This window comes from Oleidesulfovibrio sp., assembly GCF_047973035.1.
Lineage (GTDB): Bacteria > Desulfobacterota > Desulfovibrionia > Desulfovibrionales > Desulfovibrionaceae > Oleidesulfovibrio.
In genome coordinates, this window is record NZ_JBKEBF010000033.1 from 52,733 (window position 1) to 65,262 (window position 12,530).

At 52.8% G+C, this 12,530-nt stretch carries 10 protein-coding genes; 1 reads left to right on the forward strand and 9 read right to left on the reverse strand.

Translation table 11 applies throughout. The features are described from left to right. Positions 1 to 27: 27 nt before the first annotated feature. The 6 genes from ACK5LI_RS10660 to ACK5LI_RS10685 form a co-directional block, all read right to left on the reverse strand. Positions 28 to 951, reverse strand: a complete 924-nt coding sequence (locus ACK5LI_RS10660) for a formate dehydrogenase accessory protein FdhE (RefSeq protein WP_416949078.1) — start codon at positions 949 to 951, stop codon at positions 28 to 30. A 61-nt stretch (positions 952 to 1,012) separates the two neighbouring features. Then, positions 1,013 to 1,741 (reverse strand): 4Fe-4S dicluster domain-containing protein, encoded by a 729-nt coding sequence (locus tag ACK5LI_RS10665; RefSeq protein ID WP_416949080.1) that lies wholly within the window; start codon positions 1,739 to 1,741, stop codon positions 1,013 to 1,015. A 50-nt stretch (positions 1,742 to 1,791) separates the two neighbouring features. Further along, entirely contained in the window at positions 1,792 to 4,833 is a 3,042-nt protein-coding gene (gene fdnG, locus ACK5LI_RS10670) for a formate dehydrogenase-N subunit alpha (protein WP_416949082.1), read from the reverse strand. A gap of 164 nt (positions 4,834 to 4,997) precedes the next feature. Continuing rightward, positions 4,998 to 5,462, reverse strand: a complete 465-nt coding sequence (locus ACK5LI_RS10675; RefSeq protein ID WP_416949084.1) for a winged helix-turn-helix domain-containing protein — start codon at positions 5,460 to 5,462, stop codon at positions 4,998 to 5,000. Positions 5,463 to 5,675: 213 nt separating this feature from the next. Then, positions 5,676 to 6,794: a M48 family metallopeptidase gene (locus tag ACK5LI_RS10680; protein ID WP_416949087.1), complete on the reverse strand. Its 1,119-nt coding sequence runs from the start codon at positions 6,792 to 6,794 to the stop codon at positions 5,676 to 5,678. Positions 6,795 to 6,808: 14 nt separating this feature from the next. Beyond that, the gene (locus ACK5LI_RS10685; protein ID WP_416949089.1) at positions 6,809 to 7,882 is read right to left on the reverse strand and encodes a YjgN family protein; all 1,074 of its coding nucleotides are present in this window, start codon (positions 7,880 to 7,882) and stop codon (positions 6,809 to 6,811) included. 574 nt (positions 7,883 to 8,456) lie between these two features. Here ACK5LI_RS10685 and ACK5LI_RS10690 point away from each other — a divergent pair. Then, the gene (locus ACK5LI_RS10690; protein ID WP_416949091.1) at positions 8,457 to 9,203 is read left to right on the forward strand and encodes a hypothetical protein; all 747 of its coding nucleotides are present in this window, start codon (positions 8,457 to 8,459) and stop codon (positions 9,201 to 9,203) included. An 89-nt stretch (positions 9,204 to 9,292) separates the two neighbouring features. On the opposite strand, the gene ACK5LI_RS10695 is transcribed toward ACK5LI_RS10690, so the two are convergent. The 3 genes from ACK5LI_RS10695 to ACK5LI_RS10705 form a co-directional block, all read right to left on the reverse strand. Next, positions 9,293 to 10,573, reverse strand: a complete 1,281-nt coding sequence (locus ACK5LI_RS10695) for a TRAP transporter large permease (protein ID WP_416949093.1) — start codon at positions 10,571 to 10,573, stop codon at positions 9,293 to 9,295. A 10-nt stretch (positions 10,574 to 10,583) separates the two neighbouring features. Beyond that, positions 10,584 to 11,093 (reverse strand): TRAP transporter small permease, encoded by a 510-nt coding sequence (locus ACK5LI_RS10700; RefSeq protein ID WP_416949095.1) that lies wholly within the window; start codon positions 11,091 to 11,093, stop codon positions 10,584 to 10,586. Positions 11,094 to 11,424: 331 nt separating this feature from the next. Next, positions 11,425 to 12,417, reverse strand: a complete 993-nt coding sequence (locus ACK5LI_RS10705) for a C4-dicarboxylate TRAP transporter substrate-binding protein (RefSeq protein WP_416949097.1) — start codon at positions 12,415 to 12,417, stop codon at positions 11,425 to 11,427. Positions 12,418 to 12,530 lie beyond the last annotated feature (113 nt).

The following is a 12,530-nucleotide window of genomic DNA, read 5'->3' on the forward strand; positions in this document are numbered from 1 at the left end:
GCTTTCCGTACAGGTGAAAGTTCGCAGCTATTCTTTTTCAAAAGTGTTCCAGAACGAAGGGGCAAGGGGCATAAGCCCTTCGCGCGAGGCTACCAGATCAAGATGTAACATGCCCAGAGCTGCGGCATCCATGTGCGGGGTTGCCGCGACTTCACGCAGGTCTATGCCGGGGCAGTACGTGTTGCATTTGCGGCACAGATCAATGCGCTCCCAGGGAGTGTCTCTGTCACGCAGGTATTCAAGCGCCCCTGCATCCTCGTTACCGCACGAAGGACATGCGCCGCGGCGGAACTGCCACTCGTACGAACACAGCGAGCAATGCAGGTGCTTTTTGCCACCGCCGCCGGCAAGAAATTCAGACTGGTTCGGGTCACGCCGCTCCAGAAAAGCGATTGAAGGGAACGAACCGCATACCGGACAGGTGCCCTCGCGCCAGACTGCCATGTCGGCGTCAGACAGCTGTGTTTTTGCATAGGCAGCCAGCACGGGACCTATGACAGTGCCGGCAGCAAAGGCAAGGACGGCTGCGGGAATCTCCTGCTCTTTCGCCATGCGCTCAATGCCCGTCGCGTTGCCGCCGATAAAGGCGGAAAACAGCTCTGCAAGAGGGGTGTCTTCTGCTTTGAATGCCTTGGTCAGTGACGTTTTATACGGGGCCAGTTCTTCGTTGTCGGTGATTATGGGGATAAGCGTTATTGCAGCCTTGCGCAGCAGCGGTGCGGCCCATTCTGCCGGAGCGTCCGCCATAACGGGAACACCATGTCCCAGCCTTTTCGTGTTGAGCTGCGGCAGCGGTGCTGTTGCTTTTTTCAGCATATCGGCAAGCTGTTCCGGCAGCTCTGCACGGGCGCTTAAAAGCGGCTCGAAGGCTGTCAGAATCGTATGCAGGGCAGGACGGCGGGACGCAATGGCATCAAGAGTAGCACTGACAGATTGGCGGGACTGAGACATTCATCGCTCCGATATGAGCCGGAAGGCCGCAAGGTGCGGCCTTCCGGGCAGCGGTTTGTGTTTAGCTGTTTTCAGTCATGGCGGTGAAAGGCCGCTTGAGCGAGGCAAACATGCGTTTGCGGCTCATGGGGGCAGCCTGTGCCACGCTGTACTCGTGGTAACGCTCGGGATCGTCGGCCAGCAGGAAGATGACGTTTACATCATCGGGGTCTGCCAGCAGGGCGTTGGGATGTTCCTTGCGTACCTTTGCAAGACGCTCTTTGGCCAGCTTCAGCATATCTTCACGATCGCCGAAGTTCATGGTGCCGGTGGGGCATGCTTTTACGCAGTTAGGCTCCATACCGGCTTTGATGCGGTCAAAGCACATCACGCATTTTTGTACCAGCCCGCTTTCTTCGTCGCGGCGGGGGATGTTGTAAGGACATGCCTCGCGCACAGCTTCGAAGTCATCGGGGCTGAGCTGTTTACTTTTTTCGGTGGCAATGACTGCACCGGTTTCTTCATCGTGATAAAAGGCACCTTCCACGCTCATGTTGGCGATGTCCGCGCAGGGCGGAACCACGCAATGACGGCACTGGTCGGGGAAGAAATACCAGACCACGCGGTCGTCGATCATATGCTCGCTGAAGCGCACCAGTTTGTAGTTGTTGGGGTTCAGATCCGGCGGATTCTGGTGGCTGCCTGTCTGGCGCGTATGGTTGGCGGGCAGCTCGTACCATTCCTTGCAGGCGAGCTGACAGCCGCGGCACGCCGTGCAGCGGGTGGTGTCTATGAATATGGCTTTTGACATGTCATGACTCCTTGGCGGGGCCGCTGTGGCGCGGCCTTCCGCTCATTGGGCTATCGGGCTATTTCGGTCAGCTTGTCTGCCTTACGGATATTGACGCAGCAAGCTTTGTATTCCGGTATGCTGGTGTTGGGGTCGCCGACCGAGGGCGTAAGCCTGTTGGTCGAGTCGCCCGTGCCGGGAGTCGTCCAGCCGAAGCAGAACGGCATGCCCACCAGATGGACCGTTTTCCCCTTTACGGTGAACGGGCGGATACGCACCGTCACCATGGCGATAGCCTCTACCCTGCCGCGGGCACTTTCCAGAATCACTCCATCGCCGTTGGCGATGCCTTTTTCTTCTGCCAGTTCGGGGCTCATTTCCACATACAGCTGAGGTTCGGTTTCAAGCAGGTTAGGCACGTTACGGGTTTCACCGCCGCCGCACCAGTGCTCGGTCAGGCTGTATGTTGTCAGAACATGGGGGTAGCGCGGGTCTGCCGGCTTGGCCAGTTTGTCCATGTCGCTTGCCACGAACTTGTATACAGGACTGCTGAGCTGCTTTGAGAACGGATGCGAATCGATGGGAGTTTCCACCGGCTCGTAATGCTCGGAGAACGGCCCGTCCATACGGCCTGTGCCGTAAAGCTGCGCGAACCCTTCCTTGCTCATGATGAACGGGTTTTTGCCCTTGCCTGTTGCCATGGGCGGCCAGCCGCCGTCAGGTACGTCGCCTTCCCACTTCTTGCCGTTCCATTTGATAACGGCTTTTTCCGGGCTCCACGGCATACCGTTGGCATCAACGGAGGCGCGGTTGTACAGAATGCGGCGGTTGACCGGCCAGCACCACGACCAGTTGGGATACAGGCCGATTTTAGCCTGCATGGGGGTCTGGCTGGGGTCACGGCGTTTAGACTTGTTACCGTCTTCTTCCGTGTAGCTGCCGGTGTACAACCAGTTGAGCGAAGATGTGCTGCCGTCATCCGCCAGTGATACAAACGAAGGTACCAGCTGGCCTTTTTTGTACAGCTTTCCTTTGACGGTGGTGTCTTTAAGGAAGAAGCCGTTGATGCGGCGGGTCCACTCTTCAGGATCGTATTCTGTAGGCCAGTTCAGGTTCAGCACTGCTTCAGGCAGGATGCCGCCTTCTTTGCGGTACAGTTTGCGCACTTCTTCAATCATGGGCACAAACATGCCGCCGAACGAGCGGGCTTCACCTTCCGGCTCAATGGCCTTGTGGTGCCATGCCAGCCAGCGTCCGCTGTTGCTGACGGTACCGTCTTTTTCCACACGGTGCGCAGAGGGCAGCAGGAATACTTCAGTCTTGATGTCTTTAGGATCAACACCGGGTCTGCGCCAGTTATCCGTGGTTTCGGAGTGGTGCAGTTCGGCGGTGACCAGCCAGTCAAGATTATCCAGCGCCTTACGTACCTTGTTGGTGTTGGGTACGCTGTTCATGGGGTTCAGGCCGATGATGAAGCCGCCGGTGATTTCGCCTTTGTACATTCTGTCAAACAGGAACATGTACGAATGGTCGGCGCCTTTTTCGATCTTCGGCAGCAGGCCGTAACAGAAGCCGTTTTCAGGCGTAGCCGCATCACCGAACCAGCCTTTGAGCAGACTGGTGAGGTATTTGGGCTTGTTCTGCCACCAGTTTGCGCTTTGGGGGTCGGCGGAAACCGGCGTGTTGGCCTTGTTGTATTCTTCATACGTCTGCCAGTCGGCCATGGGCATGGCCATGTAGCCGGGGATGATATGGTACAGCAGACAGTGGTCAGTGGATCCCTGTACGTTAGGCTCGCCGCGCAGGGCGTTGATGCCGCCGCCGGCCACACCGATATTGCCCAGCAGCAGCTGCACAATGGCGGCACTGCGGATGTTCTGCACGCCTACGGTATGCTGAGTCCAGCCAAGGGCGTACATGATGGTGCCTGCTTTTTCCGGCTTACCGGTGGCAGTGAAGTTTTCGTATACCTTACGCAGATTTTCCTTGGTAACGCCTGTTACGGACGAAACGTTATCAAGGGTGTAGCGCGAGTAGTGTTCGCGCATCAGGCGGAAAACGCAACGGGGGTTCTTCAGCGAAGGGTCACGCTTGGGCGTGCCGTCGGCGTTGGTGGCAAATTTCCACTTGCTGCGGTCATACGAGCGGGTATGAACGTCATATCCGCTGAACAGGCCGTCTTTGAAGTTATACTCATCGCCTACGATGAACGAGGCGTTGGTATAATCAAGAACGTACTGTTTGAAGTATGTTTCGTTTTCCAGAATGTAGTTGATCATCCCGCCCATAAACGCGATATCGGTGCCGGAGCGGATCGGTACATGGAAGTCCGACCGTGCCGAAGTACGCGAGAACTTGGGGTCTACGTGCATGACCGTGGCGCCTTTGTCCTTGGCCTGCAGAACCCACTTGAACGAGATGGGGTGGTGTTCGGCAGCATTGCTGCCGATGATAAGGATTGAATCGGCATTTTTGATGTCGATCCAATGGTTGGTCATCGCACCGCGTCCGAACGACTCTCCCAGAGCCGCTACAGTTGCGCTGTGTCAGATACGCGCCTGGTGGTCCATATGGACGACACCGAGGCCACGCATTGCCTGGTGCAGAAGGGCGCACTCTTCATTGTCCGCGTGGGATGTGCCCAACAGGAACATGGATTCGAGGCGGTTGACCTTCTGCCCTTTGTTGTTTTCAAGAATGATTTCTTTGTCGCGGGTGTCTTTGATGCGCCGTGCGATTTGCTCCAGCGTCCAGCCCCACTCTTTTTCTTCCCACTTGTCGCTGTGAGGCGCGCGGTACTTGGGTTTGAGCAGCCTGTGGTGGTTGCGCGACATGGAAAGAAGCGCAGCGCCCTTGGCGCACAGTGAGCCTTCGTTGACCGGATGATCCGGATCGCCTTCCGTGCTGATCAGCTTGCCGTTTTTCACGTACGCGATGATGTGGCAGCTGACCGAACAGAACGGGCATATGGTGATGACTTCCTTTGCCCCTTCAATCTTTAAAGAGGTGGCATATGCCTTTGCCTCTTTCAGACTGAAGCCAAGCTGACTCAGAGAGATGCAGGCTACGCCCGCGCCTGTCAGCTTCAGGAATCCTCGCCGGGTGCAATTCATGTCCTCGGCCTCCTTTTACGGTTGCAATGGCACGGCGCATTCCACACGCCGCATACTATTCAACCGATGCCATGAATAAAACATTTTGGTCAACGAAAATTGAATTATATTGATATGTTATTATTAACATATTCATGGGCGCACGTATCCTGCGCGGGTGAAAATCAGTGAGTGGCCCCGATGGTCTGGCGGGATGTTTTTGCAGGATTCTGCGAGGGTTTAGGATTCGCACTTTTAGCAGGCAGTGCGCAGGCGCCGTTGCGGTTGAGGAATTGTTCCGGCGTATAGCCCAGATGTTTTTCTGCCCGTTCCAGAGCTATGGCTTCCACTTCTTCCAGCCAGTTGCGGTAGCCTTCCATAAGCATACGGGCGGCATCGCTTAGTCTGCAACCGGAGCGGCGGCCCTCCGGCTGCTCCAGCAATTTGAAGCCGAGAGCTTCTTCTGAAGCTTTGATTTTACCCCATGCAGCTCTGTACGACATGCCAAGGCGCTTGGCCGCCGCATTGATGGAACCAGCCTGCTCAATATATTCCAGCAACTGCAGGCGTCCCTGACCAAAGAGTACGCCGTCTGCCTGCTCCAGCCACAGATGCAGCCGCATAACTGGTTGTTGTGTCTTTTTGGACATATTAACCTCCGGACCTTTCCGCATGCGTAATGCTTTTACCATGCAGAACGTCTTAGTGTGGGACTGTATATTTATTCTTATGTCATGTTGAGCATATTATTCTTGCGCACGGTTTGGCATGGGATGGCTGAGGCTCGAACTGACTTGTGTTTTTTCAAGTATACAAAAAAGGCCCGCAACCGGAAGGGTACGGGCCTTTGAAAGATGAAAAAGTTACTCTGCCGTGCTCATGCCGGACATGCAGATATTTTTAATGCTGGCCCACTGGACTGCAGTAATCGGGGTTTGCCTGACTGGTACAGGACCCAGGCCAACATATTCCACCTGCAGGTCATGTACACGGCGGGGGATATCCGGATGTGTGGAAAGGTAACTTTCCAGTGCCCGCAAAAAGTCGGGCACGTCTGATTCTTTTGAATGGACTGTGCGGCTGAGAAAGTTCTGCAGGCCGGAAACAGGTATACCAGCCCGATGCAGGGCTATGGCCGCACCAGTGTCCGCTGCGGTTTCATCTTCGCGTGAATAATTGAGCAGAATAAGCGCCTGAGCACTGCCGCCGATAAGTTCCAGCGCATCGCTGTCACCCGCAAACATATTCAAGAGCAGGTCAAAAGCCATGTTGCGGATATAGCTGCTGGTGCCGTGATGCTCGATAATATGCTGCCTTTCATGGGCAAGTATGCCTGAAAGTTCTTCCGGGCTCTGTAACCCGTTAAGCAAGGTGCTGGTCAGAATGACAGTGCCGCCGGGCAGGGCAAGGGCATTATTCACGTCACTGTAAAGAACTTTCACAGTATACAGTTGGTTGTCCTGCTCTGTAAGCAGCTCTGCCTGCATGTGTGCAAGAGCGCTGTCGCCCTGTTCCGAGCTGCACCACATGGGAGAGCGACCTTGCGAAAGCATGGGCACTATAACTCGCATGGATTGTTCGCCCAGTTGTTTTTCAACGGACTCTGGCAGGTTGGTGGCAACGAATCGTATTGTCTGTGAGCCGAAAAAGCCTATCCACACCACAAGTACCAGCATAATGGAGATAAGAGCCATGCTGAATTTGCTGGGCATGGACAGCCGTATGCCGCGGTGCGCCCGTATCTGCCGGACAAGTTCGTCCGTGTCTGCTTGCGGCGCTATGGTGATACGCTCGTAGTTGTCGGGGTGCAGTTTCAGACGCAGGGGGCGTTCGCCCCAATTGTCCACAGGGTCAATATCGGCAAGAGCCCAGCGGGGTATCTGGTCGCTATTTTGTGCGACCAGATACCCGCCGGTAAGCTGTAATGTTATTTCGACGGATTCAGGGGTCTGGCCGTCATTGTAGCGAGCGGTAAATTGCATGGAGCGCAAGGTACCTACACTGCAAGATCAAAGTCAAAGGCCTGCGCGATGCCGTCGCCTGTGGTTTCCTGCTGATGAGCACCGCGGTGCACTTCAGCAAAGTTCAGGTCGCCGGACAGGCCGAACTGTTTTGCAAAGAATTTTTGCAGGCCCACAGATGCCCATGCAAACCCGATACCGAATGTCAGTACCGTAAGCAGGACAAATTTGACGATAGCCCACAACAGTGCCGCCGGCTTGATGGAGCAGGTGAACGACGCATTGCCGAAGCTTGTGCCTTCTGCCATCCAGTGCAGCATGCGGCAGCGCCAGATAAGGGTGCCCGCTGTGGCAGTTACGAAAATAGCGATGATGGAAAGTATGATCACTGCTTCATTGCCTGCTACCATGCCGAGGAGTCCCGGGATAGTGAGGAGTGCAGCGAGAAACACTAAATAAGCCACTACGGGCGCGTACATCATCAGGTAAGGCAGGATGGACGCTTTCACGAGCTTCATGGTGCTACCGGTGAAAGTAAACGGCTTGTCGCCATACCGGATGTTGCTCATGATGTCTTGCGTAATCTTGGCATATGCCCACGGCCCCATAAGCCCGAGGCTCAGAATAGCAATGAGAGAACGAAGAATGGTGCGGCCTGCGAACTTCATGGGGGAACCGTCTAGCCCGAAGGGAATGCTGTGCAGTCTTGTGTGTGCCAGCCGGTACCGCAGGCTGCGATACATGGCGTAGGGCATGAACACAAAGAATATTACGGCACCGGTAACGGCGCTGGCGGGAGGCCCGAAAATAAGGTCCATGGGCACGATGAGCGCCGAAATCAGCACCAGAATCAGGATGCCGACAACAAAACCAAGCGCCAGTTGGCGCCCTGTGCCCGTATATTCCAGAGGTTCGCCCTGAACCAGGGTATTGGACCAGAAGTATTTGCGGATTTTAGTAGTTGCCCAGAAGCTGTAAATGCCCATTGTCAGTGCAATGAAAAGTCCATTTACAAGGTGCATGAAAAACAGTGACTTGCCTGTTCCTGTAAACTCAAAAAGAGGTGCTGGATCGTTATTTGCAGCTATATGTTGAGGTGTCTCATTCATTTGTGTTTGTCCAATAGTATTTTGCTCTTCAATATGCATTTTAAAACTCCCCAAAGGCTCTATTTTGCAATTCCATATATAGAAATGGGTATGCGATGGGAAGCTTTTTTTATGATAATGAAATAAAAAATAGTGTTTTTTTGTTTTTGGGGTTGACTTTTTCCAATTCAAAAAGGTGGTTGATAATAATGAGGTATATTCTTGTGTAATTTCGTTTTCGAAGCAGGCGATTGCATAATCGACACGACCTGTAGCTATATAAGGCTTGGCAAATGAGGTGCATTATGTTTTATTTGTTAGATAATATCAGTGTGCGTTTAATATTACTGAGGAAGTTTTTTGTCTATTGTTTCTCTGTAGTTGTTTTTTAAATATATACCATGTTACGCTGTTAATAAGTCATGTATTGGTGTGGTATAATAGTATAGTTTCAGTGTAATGTTATTCAAATGAGGAAAATTTAATATTAAACAAAAAACATATGAGGAAGAGGCGCGTAAGGTCTTTTGGTCATGTGTTGATTGCTGTGCTTTGCGTTTTTACAATGGGATGTGCTGCCCGGAAAACATCTACAGTGGATGTTGCAGGGTATCCTGTTGAGAGAATTGAAGTGCCCATAACCCCCAAGATAAAGCCTGTTGCCGGGAAAAAGTTTCGGGTAGATATTGACGTTACCAATGAGGGCGTGTCCACTAAGGGGACAGCTTATGCAACGTATTCCATCAGTCAGAAGAATAATGTTTTTATTTGGCAAGTGCAGGTGACAGAGTTTGTAGCCGATGGAGTGCATCTTACCTCGCTTGTTCCCTTAGTAGAGGCTTACGCTATTTCAGACGCCTACGGATGGCCTGTTGAAGGGACTACCCAACTCACCACACCTAGCGCCGACCTGAAGCAGGATGCTGTGAAGCTGAATTTTGAGCAAATGTATTTACTGGTTGAAGTGACGCAGGCACTGTTCCCGCGGTTTGTAACTACGCCTGTTAAAAGTGGTGATGATTTCGCAATGTCAGTTTATGAGAGATCGGGGATGGTCGTAGGAGAGGACGGTCGTAACGGCACATACTCGACATTGAAGGGGTATACAGTTCGTAACGGGGTCCGTTATGTTATGGACATGACAAGCCGTGAGGGGTTTGATTTGTCGCTGGTCTCGGTTCCTGACAAAAAAATGAATGTAATAAAGCTGGAAAGCATGACGTTGTGGAACGCCGAAGATTTTTTCTGTGAATACCATGAGTCGTCTATTACAGTGAGTTATCCGGAACTGCCGGAAATGGGCGAGATGACATCGTCGGTTCGTTTTGAAGCGGTAGATTAGCGCCGACACTTTAAATAAAACCGCCCCGGCAAGCAGGTCTTGCCGGGGCGGTTTGTTTTTGTGTGGTGCTAAAATAGCGGTGCTTACTGTTAGAACATGTTCGGCAGGAACATAACTACCGAAGGTATGTAGGTAACTATCAGCAGAACTCCCAGCAGTGCCAGAATGAACGGCCAGATTTCTTTGATGAAGCTGCCGATGCTCACGTTGGTGATGGAGCATGTGGTGAACATCATGGAACCGAACGGGGGCGTGATGCCGCCGATCATAATGTTGACAATCATGATGAGGCCGAAGTGTACGATGTCGATGCCCATTGTTTTGGCGACAGGCACCAGCAGCGGAGCAACAATGATGAGTACCGCGCCGCCTTCAAGGAACATACCCAGAGCCAGCAGGAAGATGTTGATCAGCATCAGCATCATCCAAGGAGACTCTGCAAAGGTCATCAGACTCTTGGTAAGCATGTAAGGAATACGTTCCCAGCTCATATACTGACCGAAAACGGATGCGGCCACGATAATAAGGACAACGGCACTGGTGGCTAGTACGGTGTTCTTCAGGATGATGGGCACATGCCGCCACTTCAGTTCCTTATAGAAAAACGCACCGATGATGGTTGCCAGCAGCACGGCAATGGCTCCTGCCTCTGTAGGAGTGAACACCCCGAAGCGGATGCCCATGATGATGCCCAGAGGCAGCAGCATGGCCCAGATGGATTCCCACAGCTGGATGGTGATTTCCTTGGGCGAGGCCATTTTGTCTCTGCCGGATTTGTACCCGCGTTTGCGCGAAATAATGCTGACCACAGCCATCAGCGCCAGACACATAAGCAGGCCGGGAACATAGCCGCCGATGAACATGTCGGCTACGGATGCCTGCGCGATAAGCGCATAGATGATAAGGTTGATACCGGGTGGAATGACCGGTGCAATGGCGGAGGAAGCAGCCGTGACAGCAGTGGAGAATGCGTTGCTGTAGCCGCGTTTTGTCATTTCGGGAACAAGAATTTTAGACTGCATTGCGGCGTCTGCGTTTGCAGAACCCGAGATGCCGCCCATCAGTGTGCTGAGCACAACGTTTACCTGCGCAAGGCCGCCTTTCATGTGACCGGTCAGAACATCTGCAACCTTCATCAGTCTGGAGCTGATGCCGGAGTAGTTCATGATTTCGCCCAGCATGATGAAGAAGGGAACAGCCAGCAGCGGGAACGAAGATGCGGACGTGATGAACTTTTGCAGAATCAGGTCTGGCGGAGTACCTACGTCACCGAAGGTGAAATAAGCAAGGGCCGCCGCAATCAGTGCAAACGCAATGGGAATGCTGGAAAAATACAGCACCATAACGACGATAATGGGAAAAATGGACATATCGGTACCTTTATTCTCCCGTCGTCACAGGTGCTTGGTGCTGTCTGGATGCCAGAAATTCCCGCACGTCGCGGACAAGAAAACGCAGCGTATGGAAGGTGATAAGTCCGAACCCGACTGTAATGGCGACATTCACATAAATGGCTGGAACATCCAGAACAGGCGTGCGCTTAAGGCTGTTGGCCTGGATGAAAAGCAAGCTCAGGTACACCACGTAGCCGTTGATTACGGTCATAAGCAGAGTAACCGCAATTGCAACCAACTGTTGGATGTGCCTGGGGAACAGCTTGGTAATCAGGTCGATACCGATATGCATGTTGTAGCGGTACGCTGCTGATGAACCAAGAAAAACACTCCAGATGAAGGAAGTCGTAGCCACTTCTTCTACCCAGAATAGCCCCCCCTGAAAGAGGTAACGTAAGATAACGTTGACGATAACCACCAGAACAGTAAGCGAAAGAAACGCACCGCTCAGGTAAATGTCGATATCTCGGATGAGTGCTTGTTTCAGCTGTTGCATCATTTCCCCTTGCAGGGTGCTATGCGGTCGGAACAATTGCCCGAAACGCAAAAGGCATCTGCCAGCATTGTGTAGTTGCTGGACATCTGCCGGACCCTGCCTGCCAGAGCAAAAATTACTGAATAAATAAAAAAGCCTGACGGGTCAGGCGGGTCAGCCGTCAGGCCGACCTGAACCTTGCAGAAACGAACAGGTGGCTTCAGGTATTACCTGTACGGTTACGGGCAGCAAAGCAGCAGCTGTCTGTGTACAGGCCGGTAGCGCGTAACACGCCTGTGTCGCAAGGCACAATAAGGACGCACGGTGCAGGCACCGTGCGTCCTGTTTTTACTTACTTTCTCATGGAATCCAGTTCGCCAAAGATGGCATCGAAAACGCCGGGGGTCATGCCGGGGCCTTCCTGATACAGCGGAGCAAGAGCCTTGCGGAATGCATCGCCGTCAACTTCGTTGAACTTTACGCCGTAGGACTCAAGTTCTTTTACCACGTCGCCGTGCTGGGACTTCAGCAGGCTGACCATGTCGTTGGCGCCCTTGGTGAACTCTTCCTGCACGATTGCGCGGTACTTTTCGGGCATTTCATTCCATACCTTGGTGGAAATGTATACGCCGCAGGTACCCAGAATGTGACGGGTGGTGGCTACGTTCTTGGTGGGACCTTCGTACACTTTGGTGCCGAGGTTGGTGAACTCGGAACCTTCGAGACCGTCAACAACGCCCTGCTGCACTGCAGACAGGGTTTCGCCCCAGGGAAGAGGGGTGGCGGTGGCGCCCATAGCGGTCAGAGTGTCGATGTACGACTTGGAACCGGGGGTTCTGATCTTCATGCCGTTAAGGTCAGCAGGAGTGGTGATAACTTTTTTGGTGATCAGGTTTCTGAAACCGTAAATGTAATCAAGGGCAAGAATTTTGATGCCCTGTTCTTCGGCTTTGGCCATCATCTGCTTTACGATGTCGCGGCGGGTCAGTTCTACGTACTCGTCAAAGCTGCGGTACAGCATGGGAGCGTACAGTGCTTTGAAATCAGGCACGTAGTCGCCGATGAAGGAAGGGTCTTCTACAGAGATAAACTTGGCACCGCGTACAACCTGCTCCACACCTTCTTTGTAGGCAGGCAGCTGTGCCTGAGGAAAGGTCTGGATTTCGATCGCGCCGTCGGTCTTTTCGTAGATGCTTTCGGCAACAGCATCCATCGACTTTGTAAGTTGTTCTGCCGGGCTGAATACGTGGCTCAGTTTAAGAACCAGTTTGTAGTCGTCAGCAGCAAAAGCCATAGATGCACTGAAAAGAGTCAGGCAAAGGGCGAGCAATAGTCCTTTCTTCATGTGTTTCTCCTGTGAATTCAGATATAAAGAAAACAGAGGCCGTTTGACGCCGTAAAGTTACTTTTCTTTGTTGGTTTGTCAAAGTTTTTTCGATTTCGAAACCATAGGAAACG